This window comes from Flavobacterium sp. RSP49, assembly GCF_003968735.1.
Lineage (GTDB): Bacteria > Bacteroidota > Bacteroidia > Flavobacteriales > Flavobacteriaceae > Flavobacterium.
The window spans coordinates 135,139-151,104 of sequence record NZ_RYDN01000005.1 but is presented as its reverse complement, the minus strand read 5'-3'; the positions used below and the strand labels follow the sequence as shown (position 1 = coordinate 151,104).

Here is a 15,966-nt window from a genome sequence, read left to right as displayed (position 1 = left end):
TATGTGCTTTTAAACTTGGAGAATGTAGCAATTTAAAAATTGAAATATCAAATCGATAAGGTGTATTTAAATCATCAATTTCTGAACTTACTTTTCCGATTAATTCATAGTTTAAACTATTTCCAAACATTGATAAATCTATATCAGAACCCACTTCTATAATTGTCTTTTGCTCTTAAACCATAAATAATTACAAATATACTTAAACTAACCCACCTTAAACAATTCTTTCAACTCCCTATTACTTAAATTTCCTATCCAATTCTCTCCAGTGGAAACCGTCATTTCGGCAAGTGCTTTTTTAGCCTGAATCATATCGTTTATTTTTTCTTCAAAGGTGTTTTTGGTTATAAAACGATGTACCATCACATTAGATTTTTGTCCAATTCTGTACGCTCTGTCCGTGGCTTGGGCCTCTACGGCGGGATTCCACCAAAGGTCAAAATGGATGACGTGGTTGGCGGCTGTAAGATTTAGACCTGTTCCTGCGGCTTTGAGTGAAAGGATAAAGACTTTGTCGGCACGGTTGTTTTGAAAACCATCGACCATTTCCTTTCTTTGTTTCAAGGTGCAACCTCCGTGGTAAAACAAGGGTTCTTCTTTGTATCTTTCGGTTATAAAATACTTTAATAATTTACCCATTTCAGTATATTGGGAAAAAATCAATACTTTTTCGCCGCTTTCGATAATGCTGTCGAGTTTGTCAAACAATAGATCCATTTTGCCGCTCAAAGAGGCATCGAGGATGTTGTTTTTCAGGAATTGCGTGGGATGATTGCATATTTGTTTCAATGCCATAATCATTTGCAATACTAATCCTTGGCGAACAAACATGGCTTTGCTGTCTGAAAGTTCCATTTCTTCGATGTCATTCATCGCTTTTTCGAGGGTGGCTTCATACAAAGTGGCTTGTTCTTTGGCTAAAGCCGAATAGCAATCCATCTCAATTTTATCGGGCAAATCGGAAATAATGGTTTTGTCGGATTTTAATCTTCGCATCATAAACGGTGCGGTTACTTTTTTTAGTTGCTCGGCTACCTCGGCATCATTATTAATCTCGATGGGAATGCCGTAGGTTTGGCTAAATTCTTTACTATTTCCCATTAAACCTCGATTACTGAAATCCATAATGCTCCATAATTCGCTCAAACGGTTCTCGACAGGTGTTCCGCTCATTGCTATAAAATGATTGGCTCCAATGGTTTTCAGTGCCTTTGATTGTTCGGTATTGCTATTTTTTATGTTTTGGGCTTCATCAATTACCAGCGAATGCCATTTTTTCTTTTTCAGTTCTTTTGCATCGCTACGCACGATTCCGTAGGAGGAAATCAATACATCAAAATCGTCTGTTGCTTCAAACTTTCGATTTGATCCGTGGTAAATTTTAGTTTTTAAGGTTGGAGCAAATTTAGCTATTTCGGTTTCCCAATTCGTCAAAAGTCCCGTTGGAGCTACGACCAAAGCTTTTTCTTTTTCGAGCAATCCCTCTTCTTTATATTTCAATAAAGTGGTAATGACTTGCAGGGTTTTCCCCAATCCCATATCATCGGCAAGGACGGATCCAAAACCAATTTGCGCATTGCGATACATCCATGAAAACCCGCGATGTTGGTAGGGACGCAAGGTGGCGTTGATACCTTTTGGTAATTCGATTTTGGAAAAATTAGTCAGTTCAGCAATCAAATCTCGGACCTCATCTGTCAAACCAATGGCAGCTCCTTGGTATTCACCACTCAAAACTGCACGCAACATTTCGAAAGCCGAAAGTTCCTTGGTGGAGGTGAAATGTTTGTGAATTTTTTCTAAATCTTGCTGATTTACATAAATATAATTGGCTTTGTACTTGATTAACCCATCTGATTTTGTCATCAATTTCTTGAATTCAGTTTCGTCCATCAGAGTGTCACCAATAGCAATTTGCCAATCGAAATCGAATAATTGTGCCAAATTCAGGAATGATTTTCCTTCGGGTCTTTTCTTTATTTTGACACTCGATTTGGGTTTCAAAATTTCTCGCAATGCTTTTGGCAACATAATATCAATGTCCAAAAGCTGAATTGCCGGAATCATACTCATCAAGAAAGGCGTAAAAGTAGCGTTGTTCATCACAATTTCTCGTTCTCCTTGGGTATTGATATAATGATCTAATCCGTCTATAAAAGAACTCAACTGAGTAAGACTTTGCAAGATTTCGTAGCGATGTTCGTTGAATTTATCGTTAGTTAAAATATCCTTTAAACTAAAAATTTTCTCCTTTGTATCGTGAATATTGATAACCAATTTGAAGTTTTCATTGGGCAGTTCTTGCACCACAATTTGGGGTTTATAATTACCTTGGGTAATGTAATATTTTTGTAACCAAGCTAAAATACCGCCACTCAGCGCCTCTTCGCCAGGATTTTTGAACGCATACGTTGTATTTCTAAAAAACAAATTCAAAAATAAATCTGGATTGGATGCCTCTTCCATAACATGAATAATCTCCGTAATGAATAACGACAGCAAGTTGAAAGCTTGATTGTTATTAATCGCTTTTTGTCCTTTTTTTTCTTCCCAAAGAAAAATCGCGGGTGGTAAAATTTCTTCTAGTTTTTCAACTAAACTCCGCACATCCTTACTTAACATGGCAGGTAACCAGCGAATGGCAAATTCCTTGTTTTGCAATTGTACAATTTGAGGAATTACGGCTCCATTGGCCAATAAATGAACGGCAAACTGCAAAACCGTATGCAAGGAAGCTGTTGACGGTTGGTAATCTAATGTTTTAGACGAATTAATTTGAGCAATTTGCTGCAAAAATCCAAGAAACGAAAACTGGGTTTCGTTTACAAAAACCTTGGATTGATAGGTTTCGTCTATCGTGATTTTGTTGTGGCTATGGTGATTTATTTGTTGTTCCTGAAGGCTTACTTTTAGGAATAGATTTTCAAGTGAAATTTTTCCTTGTACCACTTTTTGGGCGTTCCTTACCGTTTTGCCTATTTTGGTACTGTATTTTTCCTTGAAATTGCCGGAACCTTGATAGAAAACGGGAAAATCTGATAGTAAAGCCGTTAGTGGTTCGTGTATGGGCGATAGTTTAGAAAATGAAAGCTTTTTGTATGCGTTTTCTGGTTTATATTCAGGCGTATTTTTACTTTTGGTATCAAAATACAAATCGGTAATTTTCGGAATTTCAGATGTTGTGATATTTACAAAAATGCCTAATTTATTGAGTTCTTCTATCAAATTCACTTGGTGCAACTCAAACACTAAAAACGGATTGTTATCAATCTCTGCACTCACTTTATAGACTACAGCAGCCAAGTGTTTGCAAGGCACCGCCCAATCCGGGCACGAGCATTGCATCTTGAAATCAGTCCATTGTTTTGGAAAAACTTTCAGTCCTAAATTTTCGGCTATGGTCAATACCTCAGGGTCGAGCTCTCTGTTTAAAAGTTTGGATATTATTGTTGGTTTTTTGGATAGTTGACTAATAAAATTCCCTAATTCTGGTTCAAAAAACGGAGGTAAGGTAATGTCTACATTATATGGTTTGGGTCTGGAGCCAGTTACTTTGGCTTCGATTCTATTGCCTTTGATATTGATTTTTGTCACGGAACCCTTGTTGGCATAACTTTTACCTCTTGGCAATCGGTTGTCATAATCAATGTTCGATAATGTGTTCAGCCATTGCAGGCCCCACCAGGTTTTTCCGTAGCTATTAGACATGTTTTATTTTTAATTTACACTTAATATTTTAAAAAAATATTTTTCTGTTAGTAGCTCTTCTTTATTATAATTAACTTCCTTTGTCTGCAATGTTTTTTTGAGTAATTCCAGATTGGCGGCATCGTTTAACTCTGGCTCAGAAGCAAAATTATTCTGCGGACTCTTTTTCTAATTAAACTAAAAGGAAAAAAAAGCAAGAACGGCAGTTAATTATAATAAAAAGAACTCCGATTAAAACGAATATTTTTCTTTACAAATATGCTCTTCTTTTGTGACACTATTTCCATTTTTATCTAACTCTTTTTTTACAACTGTTTCACATTCCTTGTGATCATTGCTCTTTATAATAAAAAAAGTAGCTAAAAAACTGATCATAAACAGTAAGGCAATAAGAATAAGTATTCTTTTTGTAGGCATTTTATAATTATTTAAATTTTCTCAATCACATCTAATTCCACCTTCAAATTCTTGATGATAAATTCCTGTCTGTCGGGAGTATTCTTGCCCATATAGAACGACAATAATTGCTCAATCGAAGTGTTTTTATCCATCATAATGGGTTCTAAACGAATGCTTTCGCCAATGAAATTTTTGAACTCATCCGGTGAAATTTCACCCAATCCCTTGAATCGTGTGATTTCTGGTTTTGGTTTTAATTTTTCAATAGCATTTCTTCGTTCCTCATCAGAATAGCAGTAAATTGTTTCTTTTTTGTTTCTAACCCTGAAAAGTGGCGTTTGCAAAATGTATAAATGTCCTTCTTTTATCAATTCAGGAAAAAACTGCAGGAAAAAAGTAATCAATAACAAGCGAATATGCATACCATCAACATCGGCATCAGTAGCAATTACGATGTTGTTATACCGCAATTTTTCTAAGCCATCTTCAATATCTAGTGCCGCTTGCAGCAAATTGAACTCTTCATTTTCATATACAATTTTTTTACTCATTCCATAGGAATTCAAAGGCTTACCACGCAAACTAAAAACGGCTTGCGTATTTACATTGCGCGATTTAGTAATGGATCCGGAAGCTGAATCTCCCTCGGTAATAAAAAGAGTGCTTTCCAGATTTTTAGGGTTTTTAGTATCTGGGAGATGCGCCCTGCAATCTCTTAATTTCTTATTGTGCAGATTTGCTTTTTTGGCACGATCTGTCGCTAATTTTCGTATTCCGGACAATTCTTTGCGTTCTCTTTCGGCTTGAATAATCTTTCGTAATAATGCGTCTGCGGTTGGTGGATGCTTGTGTAAATAATTATCTAATTTGGTTTTTACAAAATCGTTTACAAAAGTACGCACGGAAGGCATTCCCGGTTCGGATCCCATGTCAGTTGAACCCAATTTAGTTTTGGTTTGCGACTCAAAAACCGGCTCCATTACTTTGATGCTGATCGCTGTAACGATTGATTTTCGAACATCAGAAGCTTCAAAACTCTTGTTGTAAAATTCCCTGATGGTTTTCACGATAGCTTCCCTGTAGGCTGCTAAATGTGTTCCGCCTTGAGTCGTGTTTTGTCCGTTTACAAACGAATGGTATTCTTCGCTGTATTGGGTTTTGCTGTGCGTCAAAGCAATTTCGATGTCCTCACCTTTCAAGTGAATGATAGGATATTCTAAATCCTCAGTATGAATAGTTTCTTCTAATAAATCTTTCAGACCATTTTCTGAAAAATATTTTTCACCATTAAATAGGATCGTCAAACCATTGTTTAAGTAACAATAATTTTTAAGCATTTTGATTACATATTCATACCGATATTTGTAATTTTTGAAAATTGCTTCATCTGGAATAAAAGTAACTTTAGTTCCTTTTCGCTTAGTTGTTTCGATAATATCTTCTTCGAGAACAAGGTTTCCTGCAGAGAATTCTGCTGCTTTTTGTTTTTCATCCCTAACGGATTCTACTCTAAAATAATTGGACAACGCATTGACTGCTTTTGTCCCTACTCCGTTCAGACCAACTGATTTCTTAAAAGCAAGCGAATCATATTTTCCGCCGGTATTCATTTTGGAAACTACATCAATCACTTTTCCCAAAGGAATTCCACGTCCATAATCCCTGACGGTAACGGTTTTATCTTTAATAGTGACCTCAATTGTTTTTCCGGCACCCATAACAAATTCATCGATACAGTTGTCGAGTACTTCTTTTAGCAGAATATAAATTCCGTCATCTGAGGAGGAGCCGTCGCCTAATTTTCCGATGTACATTCCGGGTCGCATGCGAATATGCTCTTTCCAGTCGAGTGACCGAATGTTGTCTTCGGTATATTGATTTTGATCGGACATTGTAGGTTTTGTGGATTTGGTGCTAATGTAATGTAATTCGATAAAGTTTAAAACAGGAAGCCATCAAAGTTATTAAGAATGATATTGACACTCCTCTATTTAAAAATTTTTAATGATTTCTTTCAATTGATTATCAAATTCAGGATTGGAAATTATTCCTTTTTCTACATCAAAATTAATATCAAAACTAGGTAATGAAAACGTGGCTTTAATGTTTCCACCATAAAATGGGAAAGCGTTATTCGCAATTCCTAAAACGCTAGCGCCACCTTTGCCTCCAGGAGAAGTTGCCATCAATAACATAGGTTTTTCCTGAAAAACCTTCGCATTTATTCTGGTACACCAGTCAAAAATATTCTTGAAAGCAACAGAATAATTCCCGTTATTTTCTGCCAAGGAAACCACTAGAAGATCAGCAGTGGCAATTTTAGCCAGAAATGATTTTGCTAATTCATGTTGACCAATTTCTTTTTCTATATCGACGGTAAATATCGGCATTTGGAAATCATTTAAATCCAGTACCTCAATTACTGCATTTTCAAAAAGATTCGCTGCGTAAGTCGCTAATCTTTTATTGATCGAGTTTTTGCTGGGGCTTGCGCCAAAAGCGATTATTTTCATGATACTTTATTTTGACTAAAAGTACTAAAAATTGGCTCTCTTACAAAATAATTGGACACAGATTGACCTATTTTGAAAACAAAGATGAAATTATGAAATTTGATATTAGCAAAATCGATTTTACCCCAGATTGCAACGGAAAGCATTTTGCCAATCAGTCTCTTTTTTTGTCTTAGAAAAAAGAGATTGATGGGAAAATAGTACTTCACTAAACTTTTATTTTAATTGGAGTTCAGTGAACTTCGTTTGAAGTGGAAAGCTGGATTGAGTACAAAAAAGTCGAAAGCTATTACTAACTTTCGACTTTATGACTTTCGACATTATGACTTATTTACACGTTGAATCTAAAATGCATCACATCTCCATCTTTTACGATGTATTCTTTTCCTTCTACCTTGAATTTCCCGGCTTCCTTACATTTTGCTTCGGAACCGTAATGAACAAAATCTTCGTATGCAATCACTTCGGCGCGGATAAATCCTTTTTCGAAATCAGTGTGAATTACTCCTGCAGCTTGTGGCGCAGTTGCCCCAACATCTATAGTCCAAGCACGAACTTCTTTGACACCTGCTGTAAAGTAAGTTTGTTGCTTCAATAATTTATAAGCTGCACGTATCAAGACTGAGGCTCCTGGCTCAGTCAAACCCATATCTTCCAGAAAAACCTGACGCTCTTCATAGCTTTCTAATTCGGTAATATCAGCTTCAGCACCAACCGAAAGAATAATTACTTCCGCATCTTCATCTTTGACCAATTCTCGAACCTGATCGACGTATTTGTTTCCATTTACTGCTGAGTTTTCATCAACATTACAGACGTATAAAACTGGTTTTGCTGTAATTAACTGAAACGCTTCCATCAAAACCTCTTCATCATTGTTTTGAGGAATTACTATTCGTGCTGATTTTGCCTGAAGCAATGTTTCTCTGATTCGGTCTAAAAGAGCTTTTTCGGTTTGTGCTTCTTTATTTCCTGTTTTAGCGGCACGATTTACTTTTTCTAAGCGTTTTTCAACATTCTCCAAATCCTTCAATTGCAGCTCGATGTCTATGGTTTCTTTGTCGCGGATAGGATTTACATTTCCGTCAACGTGAACAATGTTATCGTTATCAAAACAACGCAAAACGTGAATGATCGCATTACATTCTCTAATGTTTCCAAGGAATTGATTTCCTAAACCTTCCCCTTTACTAGCTCCTTTTACTAATCCTGCAATATCAACGATATCGACTGTTGCCATTTGCACGCGTTCTGGTTTTACTAATTCTTCCAGTTTTTCCATTCTGGAATCCGGAACATTTACAACACCTATATTGGGTTCGATGGTACAAAAAGGAAAGTTAGCACTTTGCGCTTTTGCATTGGATAAACAATTGAATAATGTTGATTTTCCAACATTTGGTAATCCTACAATTCCTGCTTTCATATGTAGATAATATTTATTTTTAATGGAATAGTGTGTCGTCACTTTTGCTGTTTTTTGAACAGATTTCATGACGACTTCATGATACTTTTTTTTGAATAACACGCTAAACTTAAAATTCAGCAGCTGCCATTAAAAGTGTGCAAAGATAAGATTTTAAAAATGTTTAAATAAGTAAAATTTCAGATTAAACGGGTCTGAATTTTTTTTTATAAAAAAATAAAATATTTACTAATATTTTGTTAAAAAAATTTATATTGCGGACGATTTTAAACCAAACCAAAAACTTAATTCAAAGTATTATGAAAAAATTCGTATTGTTATTATTTCTACTCAACATCTCGGTGCTTTTTGCACAAAAAGAAGTCTCGGGTATCGTCAAAGATGACACAGGCAATGGCTTGCCGGGTGTGAATATTATTGAAAAAGGGACTCAAAATGGAGTTTCTACTGATATGGATGGAGCCTACAAGATAAAAGTTAAAGAAGGAGCTACTCTAGTTTTTAGTTATGTAGGTTTTGCCAAATTAGAAAAAGTGGTTACTAGTGCTGTACTGAATGCTGTCTTATCAGAAGAAGGCGGACAAAATTTAGATGAAGTTGTAGTTACTGGGACCAGAACGGCGCCAAGAAGTAATACCACATCAGCGCTGCCCATTGATGTCATTTCTGCAAAGGATTTAGCCTCAACCGGACAAGCGACTTTTGACAAAGCATTGCAGTACAAAATTCCATCGTTCAACACGGTTCAAACACCTGTAAACGATGCGACTTCATTACTGGATCCGTATGAAATCAGAAACATGGGACCTAGCAGAACCTTGATCCTTATCAACGGGAAGCGTAAAAACATGAGTTCTTTGCTGTATACGCAAACCTCTCCAGGACGTGGTGAGACGGGTGCAGACATTTCTGCAATTCCTACAGATGCTATCGAAAGAGTAGAAATACTTCGTGATGGAGCATCAGCACAATACGGATCAGATGCGATTGCCGGAGTTATGAATATTATATTGAAAAAGAATACTAATTACGGATCTGTAACATTAAGAAGTGGCGTTACTTCTGAAGGCGACGGCGAAATGTTAGGTGTAAGTTTAAATAATGGATCTACTGTAGGCGATAGAGGATTTGTCAATTATACAGTAGATTTTTCTAAAGTGAACCTGGCCAACAGACCTGGGAAAGTTGACGCAGCTGCTGAAGCTAATGGAAATACAGGTTTTGGAGCACCTTTAGCTGATGTCCAAGCTTTTCTTGCTAAATATCCGGATGCTGGTAATGTGAATGGTTCTCCAGAAACTGCTGCTGCAAAATTCTTAGTAAATGGTGGTATTAATTATACTGAAAATACGCAGTTATATTATAATGCCGCTTATGTTTATAAGAAAGTAAACTCATTTGCTAACTACAGAACTCCATATTGGAGAACACTAGAGGAGTTTCCTTATCTATTAGATTTATTTGGAGACGGAACAAACCCAAGTTCTTATGTAGGTTATGTTCCTACTTTTACCGGGGATTTAAATGACTACAATGCTACAATAGGGTATAAATCTACTAAAAATGAATGGAATACAGATGCTAGTATTACAACAGGCGGTAACAAACAAAGCTATACGGTTAGTAATTCTCACAATAGGTCAGACTTTGATGGAGATCCAGCAACATATGATTTTGTTTACGGTGGTTTAAGCCCAATTTCATTCAGACCAGGAGGAACATCATTCAATCATATCGTTGGAAACTTAGACATTTCTAAAGTGGTATCTGATAAAATCAGCATTGGTTTTGGATCTGAATTCAGAACAGAGAATTTTGAAATTATAGCTGGTGATGAAGCTTCTTATGTTGGTCTTGGAGCAGATTCATTCCAAGGAAATACTCCTGAGAATTCAGGAAAATTTAATCGGTACAATTTAGGTGGCTATTTTGATGTTGCGTATGATGTAACCGAAGATTTCTTGGTTAACGGAACTGTACGTTATGAAGATTATAGTGATTTTGGTGGAGCAACCGTTTGGAAAGTAAGTTCAAGATATAAATTCCTAGATGACAAAATCACTTTACGAGGTTCGCTTTCAACTGGTTTTAGAGCGCCATCATTACACCAAATTTACACTCAAAAATCACAATCCTCTTTCGAAGCTGGTGGAGCCATTGTAGTTACAGGTTTGATAAACAATGTTTCATCTGCAGCTAGACAAAATGGAATACCTAAATTAGATGCTGAAAAATCGAACAACTTAACTTTAGGTTTTGGATTAAAACCGTCTAAAGATTTCACCTTTACGCTAGACTACTATAATATTAAAGTTAAAGACAGAGTATTACTAAGTAATGAAATTGCATTTGAAGTTGATACAAATGGCGATCCTACTAACAGACAAAGCTTCTTTGTCAACGGTATGGATACTAAAACTTCTGGAGTGGATGTTGTTGCCAGCTATAGAAACATTTTATTAGGAACAGGAAAATTAGCACTTAATTTCTCTGGAAATTACACCTTCGAAAATGAAAGAGACGGAGCGGTAAAAGATCCTCAAAGTGTTAAAAACTTATCTGGCCCTTTAGCAAATCAAACTATTATTGACGCTACTCAGGAAGCATTACTTTTTACATCAAGACCAAAATTTAAGTATATTTTTGGTGGAGATTACGAAATTGGTAAATTTGGGTTCTCATTAAACAATACTGTTTTTGGACCTACAAAATTCAAAAACGCAGGTATGAGCGATGATTTAAGAATCGAATTTTTAACTAAAGTAGTTACTGACTTAGGCGTTACGTTTTCTGCAACAGAGAAATTAACAGTATCTCTAAATGTAAATAATTTATTAAACGTTCTACCAGAATGGCAATTCAAAGCGGAGAATGCAGCTGGAACGGCTTTAATAAATAATGCAGTAGGCATCAAAGAACAGTCTGACTTGATTACTTTCAACCAACGTTACTCTCAAATGACGTATGATGGATATCACTTTAGCCAATTAGGAACAATGTTTAATTTATCATTAAACTATAAATTCTAATTTAAGTATTTAATTAATTATAAAGGGCTGTCAATCGACAGCCCTTTTTGGCACTAATAATTAATAGAACAAAGGATTATTTTTGTTTTATTAAATTGATTTTTAGGTATTTAATTCGCGTTTATGTAGTTGCACTATAGCTCAAAAAAATCAATTTTGGGGCCTTTCATCAAGTGCAAAATATTTTTTTGTCTGCTCCTTAAAAAGAGGTAGTTCCACAGGGTTTTCTAGTTCGTGTAGTGCATGATGGGGGAAGATGAAAGTGATCGCAATATTACTATTTTTAATCAACTATATTACGAAGGACTCCGTCCATCCCGACACGGCAGATGCGGCCAAAATATTTATACATCTTGCCCTATATGAAGTCCGTATTGGTATATTTATAAAAAAAAGCAGCTGAATAAGCCTCTTTTTAACTCACTTTCTTGAGAGTGAAATAGCTTTTTGGAAATTGTAGGTTTTCCCTTTTTGAAATATAAACAAAAGAGGCTGGCTCATTTTTATTTTGAGCCAGCCTCTTTTTTTAAAAGTATTATAATATCTTATTTGGGCATAACCACTGTATCAATCGCGTGGATTACCCCGTTTGAAGCCACTACATCAGCAAGAACTACTGTAGAAGTTCCTCCATTTGCATCTGTTAGGATTACTTTTCCATCTTTAAGGCTTAAAACAATCGTACCACCTTGAACAGTAGTTACTGTATATTTTCCGTTATTTTTGTTTATGGCCTCAATCACTGCGGCAGCTTCAAATTTTCCTGCTACAACATGATAGGTTAATACAGCTTTAAGTTTATCTAAACTTTCTGGTTTCAATAAACCATCTACAGTTCCCGCAGGTAGTTTTGCAAATGCTTCATTGGTAGGTGCAAATACAGTAAACGGACCTTCGCCGCTTAATGTTTCAACTAATCCTGCTGCTTTTACGGCAGTAACAAGTGTTGTGAAATCTGCATTGCCCGCAGCTACACCTACTATATTTGGTGTTTCAACTACGGCTGTTGTGTCCATTGCTACGGCAGTAGAATCTGTCATTTCAGCTGATTCTGCTTTCTTTTTTTCTCCACAAGAAGTTGTAATTACTCCTAATAATACAAATGCGGTAATTGTTTTTACTAATTTCATAATTAATTTTTTAAGTTTAAAATTATTTGTTATATCAAATGTACATATTAAAATTCATTGTTTAACTTTTTTAACAATTAATTAAACAAAATTAAATTTATAGACGCAGTGTTAATACTGATTGTGGAATTAATGTAATTCTATAAAAGCAATTGTTTTCTAAGTATATCAGCATTAGAGGAATAATTTTCAATTTTGTTTTGTATTTATTGTGATTTCTTATAATCCCACGCATTTGTACTTACGATTCATAAAAATGGCTTAAATCTACCTTTTTTTTCATGAGACGATGACTTTTATTTATTGCGTTAGTATAAGAATATTTCTTGACAAAACATGAAAAAGGCTTTTTTTAGCTAAACGGCTATAAAAAAACGGTGCTTAAAGGAACTGTAAACACCGTTTGATTTTATATAATAGAAGTTGTTTATCGAATTGCGTTTACATATTCTTTTATTTTACCAGTACCATTTTCAGTTAAATGCTGAATGAAAGCACTTCCTATAATTGCTCCTTTAGCAAATTGAGTTGCTTGGTTAAAGGTTTCCTTGTTGTTGATTCCAAAACCTATTACTTGAGGGTTTTTAAGATTCATATCGGCAATACGTTTGAAATAGGCTTCTTGAACGCCTCCAAAACCGGATTGTGATCCCGTAACGCTCGCTGAACTTACCATGTAAATAAATCCATCAGAAACACTGTCAATAAAGTTAATGCGCTCTTCGGATGTTTGTGGCGTAATTAGGAAAATATTTTTAATTCCGTATTTTTCGAAAGTAGTTTTATATTCATCTGCATATACGTCAACGGGAAGATCGGGAATGATTAATCCGTCAATACCAATCTCCGCACATTTTTGACAAAAATTTTCTATTCCGTATTGTAATATTGGGTTGAAATACCCCATAATCACTAAAGGAATGGATACTGTTTTACGAACGTCCTTGAGTTGGTCAAACAGCACTTGGGTAGTTATCCCGTTGTGCAACGCTTGTGTAGAACTGGCTTGTATTGTCGGACCATCAGCAAGCGGATCACTGAACGGCAGTCCAATTTCAATCATATCCACGCCATTTTTCTCTAAATCCTGAATGATTTGTACCGTGTCGTTAAGGTTTGGATATCCTGCGGAGAAATAGATGGAAAGGATCTTCTTAGTCTCTTGTAATTTTTGATTTATTCGATTCATTTTTGTGTTTTTTTATTCTATTTTTAGGATCTTTTTTACTTTAGAGTTTTAATTGGAATGTTTAAACAGCAGCACTGTATGCCCATGCTTTTTGGTCGGATTGCAAGTGCACTTCAATGCGTTTATAATGCAATCCTTCGTAAAGATCGGATTGATGGAGTTCCTTTGTGGTGACGGTGTATACCATTCCGTTAATGGTGTCTTCCGGTTTTTCTGTTTGCGTAATGATGGGATAGCGCACTAATCCAAATTCTTCTTCAATTTGGATTTCTTTTACGATGTAACCAATTAGTGTTTGTGGTGTTCCCTCAAGAATACGTCCAAAAAGATCTTTTTGTATGTCCTCATTTTGTAAGCTGCCGTAAGTGAATATTTTTTCCATAATTTCTGTTTTGAAAATGTGAATTGAACGTCATTTTATGTTGTTTCGTTAGCGTTAAGGTTTACTTCATTATACTCTTATCTCTTATTGGAGTTCAGTGAACTTCGTTTGCGGTGAAAATACTTTTTTATCTCGTTTTTTAACGAGATAAAACAGATTGCAACGAAAATCCTGACCTTGCTGTAACGTCAGAAGAAGCGAGGGAACGGCCCGAAAGAAATTCGGAATAAACCCTGAAGAATATCAGGATAAACCCAGTTATAATTTAAAATAATCAATATAAGTATTCAAATCTTTATCGCCACGACCGGAAAGATTGATAACTACCACATCTTCCGGTTTGAATTTCATTTCGTCAAGAACAGCAAAGGCATGCGCACTTTCGATAGCAGGAATAAGCCCTTCCATTTGAGATAATTTGATTCCCCATTGCATGGCTTGATCATCCGTAATTGAGATGAATTGTGCTCTTCCGGTGGTGAATAAATTGGCGTGCATAGGTCCAACACCCGGATAATCCAGTCCTGCTGAAATGGAATATGGTTCAGTGATTTGGCCATCGGTAGTTTGCATCAGTAAGGTTTTACTGCCGTGAATAACACCTATTTTTCCTAGGGCAGATGTTGCGGCACTTTCGCCTGAATCGACACCTAAACCGGCGGCTTCAACAGCAATTATGTTCACGTCTTCGTTATCCAGAAAATGATAGTAGGTTCCAGCAGCGTTGCTACCACCACCCACGCAAGCAATTAGATAATCTGGATTTTCACGACCTTCTTTTTCCAGTAATTGTTCCTTGATTTCCTTAGAAACGACACTTTGAAAACGAGCTACCATATCCGGATAAGGGTGTGGTCCTACGACTGATCCAATGATATAATAGGTATCTACAGGGTTGTTAATCCAGTCGCGAATGGCTTCGTTAGTGGCATCTTTCAGTGTTCTTGAGCCAGACAGCGCAGGACGAACCTCTGCTCCTAGCATTTTCATACGAGCTACATTTGGCGCTTGACGTTTAATATCAACTTCACCCATATACACGATGCATTCCATTCCCATTAAGGCACAAACGGTTGCTGTGGCTACACCATGCTGACCAGCACCGGTTTCGGCAATGATTCTTTTTTTTCCTAGGCGTTTGGCTAACAAAATTTGCCCAATAGTATTGTTTATCTTGTGTGCCCCAGTGTGGCATAAATCTTCTCTTTTTAGGTAGATTTTAGTATTGTACTGCTCTGATAAGCGTTTAGCATAATAAAGTGGCGTAGGACGTCCCACATATTCTTTTAGCAAAGCATTAAATTCAGCTTGAAATTCTGGTTCAGCTGTAATTTTTAAATAATTTTGGCGTAATTCTTCTACATTTGGATATAGCATTTCGGGAATGTAAGCGCCCCCAAATTCACCGTAGTAGCCTTTTTCATTGACATTGTATGACATAATTTTTATTTTTTTATTTTGTTATCTGTAGAGACGGACAGCAGCGCGTCTCTGCATAATTGTATGTTTTTTAATCCGGGTTCTATTTCAAATTTACTATTTACATCAATAGCATAAAGAGGTAAATTAGTTTTCAACATTTCATTCACCGCATCCATTTCATCAATTCCGATTCCCCCACTCAGGAAGAACGGTTTGTTTGACGGATACTTTTCTAATACTTTCCAATCAAATGTGGTTCCGTTTCCGCCGGGTAATTTTCCTTTGGTATCAAAAAGAAAATAATCACAAACGCTTTCAAACGGTTTTAGCACCTCAAAATCAAAAGAATCATCAACAGAGAATACTTTTATAATAACTATTTTACGATCTGTTTTATTTTTTAATTCCTGGCAAAAGGCAACGGATTCGTGACCGTGCAATTGAATGGCCTGCAAATCGTGTTTTTTAGCTTTCGCCAAAATAATTTCGACGGTTTCATTTACAAAAACCCCAACTTTCCTGATCGACTTTGGTACATCAGGAATCACATCATCAAAATACCGAGCTGATTTCTCCCAGAATATAAACCCCATATAATCGGGTAGGAGCGATCCTACTTCCTGTATGTTATCGGAATATTTCATGCCGCAAATCTTAATCCCCACCACAGCCCTCCCAGAAGGGGAGCGAGCCGAAGTATCTTGATTGTCAGTGTGTTTTTTCATTTTATGGTATTTTTTTAAACTTTACCCAATCCTGTTAGAA

At 36.0% G+C, this 15,966-nt stretch carries 11 protein-coding genes; 1 reads left to right on the top strand and 10 read right to left on the bottom strand.

The genetic code is table 11. The annotated features are described in order from the left end of the window. Positions 1-207: 207 nt before the first annotated feature. The 5 genes from EKM02_RS04700 to ychF all read right to left on the bottom strand — a co-directional run bounded on the left by EKM02_RS04700 (position 208) and on the right by ychF (position 8,049). Positions 208-3,711, bottom strand: coding sequence for a DEAD/DEAH box helicase (locus tag EKM02_RS04700; RefSeq protein WP_126452577.1), 3,504 nt, complete (start codon positions 3,709-3,711; stop codon positions 208-210). Between the two features lie 231 nt (positions 3,712-3,942). Further along, a complete protein-coding gene (locus EKM02_RS04695; RefSeq protein WP_126452575.1) occupies positions 3,943-4,128 on the bottom strand; it encodes a hypothetical protein in 186 nt (61 codons plus the stop codon). A gap of 11 nt (positions 4,129-4,139) precedes the next feature. Further along, on the bottom strand, positions 4,140-6,002 hold the full coding sequence (locus tag EKM02_RS04690) for a DNA topoisomerase IV subunit B (RefSeq protein ID WP_126452573.1): 1,863 nt from the start codon (positions 6,000-6,002) through the stop codon (positions 4,140-4,142). A gap of 99 nt (positions 6,003-6,101) precedes the next feature. After that, complete coding sequence (locus EKM02_RS04685) at positions 6,102-6,623, bottom strand: NADPH-dependent FMN reductase (protein WP_126452571.1); 522 nt, start codon at positions 6,621-6,623, stop codon at positions 6,102-6,104. Between the two features lie 331 nt (positions 6,624-6,954). Then, entirely contained in the window at positions 6,955-8,049 is a 1,095-nt protein-coding gene (ychF, locus tag EKM02_RS04680; protein WP_126452619.1) for a redox-regulated ATPase YchF, read from the bottom strand. Between the two features lie 299 nt (positions 8,050-8,348). On the opposite strand from ychF, the gene EKM02_RS04675 reads away from it, so the two are divergent. Continuing rightward, the gene (locus tag EKM02_RS04675; protein ID WP_126452569.1) at positions 8,349-11,078 is read left to right on the top strand and encodes a TonB-dependent receptor; all 2,730 of its coding nucleotides are present in this window, start codon (positions 8,349-8,351) and stop codon (positions 11,076-11,078) included. Between the two features lie 545 nt (positions 11,079-11,623). Here EKM02_RS04675 and EKM02_RS04670 read toward each other — a convergent pair. The 5 genes from EKM02_RS04670 to EKM02_RS04650 form a co-directional block, all read right to left on the bottom strand. Then, a complete protein-coding gene (locus tag EKM02_RS04670) occupies positions 11,624-12,208 on the bottom strand; it encodes a fasciclin domain-containing protein (RefSeq protein ID WP_199878458.1) in 585 nt (194 codons plus the stop codon). A gap of 427 nt (positions 12,209-12,635) precedes the next feature. After that, positions 12,636-13,397: a tryptophan synthase subunit alpha gene (gene trpA / locus EKM02_RS04665; RefSeq protein ID WP_126452567.1), complete on the bottom strand. Its 762-nt coding sequence runs from the start codon at positions 13,395-13,397 to the stop codon at positions 12,636-12,638. A 61-nt stretch (positions 13,398-13,458) separates the two neighbouring features. Next, positions 13,459-13,779 (bottom strand): gamma-glutamylcyclotransferase family protein, encoded by a 321-nt coding sequence (locus EKM02_RS04660; protein WP_126452565.1) that lies wholly within the window; start codon positions 13,777-13,779, stop codon positions 13,459-13,461. Between the two features lie 258 nt (positions 13,780-14,037). Beyond that, positions 14,038-15,219: a tryptophan synthase subunit beta gene (gene trpB, locus EKM02_RS04655; protein WP_126452563.1), complete on the bottom strand. Its 1,182-nt coding sequence runs from the start codon at positions 15,217-15,219 to the stop codon at positions 14,038-14,040. Between the two features lie 5 nt (positions 15,220-15,224). Then, on the bottom strand, positions 15,225-15,926 hold the full coding sequence (locus EKM02_RS04650; RefSeq protein WP_410503687.1) for a phosphoribosylanthranilate isomerase: 702 nt from the start codon (positions 15,924-15,926) through the stop codon (positions 15,225-15,227). Between the last annotated feature and the right edge of the window lie 40 nt (positions 15,927-15,966).

What these genes read in the sequence shown, in the direction of transcription:
- EKM02_RS04700 (WP_126452577.1), bottom strand. Translation starts at nt 3,711, where the DNA reads ATGTCTAATAGCTACGGAAAAACCTGGTGGGGCCTGCAATGGCTGAAC.
- EKM02_RS04695 (WP_126452575.1), bottom strand. Translation starts at nt 4,128, where the DNA reads ATGCCTACAAAAAGAATACTTATTCTTATTGCCTTACTGTTTATGATC.
- EKM02_RS04690 (WP_126452573.1), bottom strand. Translation starts at nt 6,002, where the DNA reads ATGTCCGATCAAAATCAATATACCGAAGACAACATTCGGTCACTCGAC.
- EKM02_RS04685 (WP_126452571.1), bottom strand. Translation starts at nt 6,623, where the DNA reads ATGAAAATAATCGCTTTTGGCGCAAGCCCCAGCAAAAACTCGATCAAT.
- ychF (WP_126452619.1), bottom strand. Translation starts at nt 8,049, where the DNA reads ATGAAAGCAGGAATTGTAGGATTACCAAATGTTGGAAAATCAACATTA.
- EKM02_RS04675 (WP_126452569.1), top strand. Translation starts at nt 8,349, where the DNA reads ATGAAAAAATTCGTATTGTTATTATTTCTACTCAACATCTCGGTGCTT.
- EKM02_RS04670 (WP_199878458.1), bottom strand. Translation starts at nt 12,208, where the DNA reads ATGAAATTAGTAAAAACAATTACCGCATTTGTATTATTAGGAGTAATT.
- trpA (WP_126452567.1), bottom strand. Translation starts at nt 13,397, where the DNA reads ATGAATCGAATAAATCAAAAATTACAAGAGACTAAGAAGATCCTTTCC.
- EKM02_RS04660 (WP_126452565.1), bottom strand. Translation starts at nt 13,779, where the DNA reads ATGGAAAAAATATTCACTTACGGCAGCTTACAAAATGAGGACATACAA.
- trpB (WP_126452563.1), bottom strand. Translation starts at nt 15,219, where the DNA reads ATGTCATACAATGTCAATGAAAAAGGCTACTACGGTGAATTTGGGGGC.
- EKM02_RS04650 (WP_410503687.1), bottom strand. Translation starts at nt 15,926, where the DNA reads ATGAAAAAACACACTGACAATCAAGATACTTCGGCTCGCTCCCCTTCT.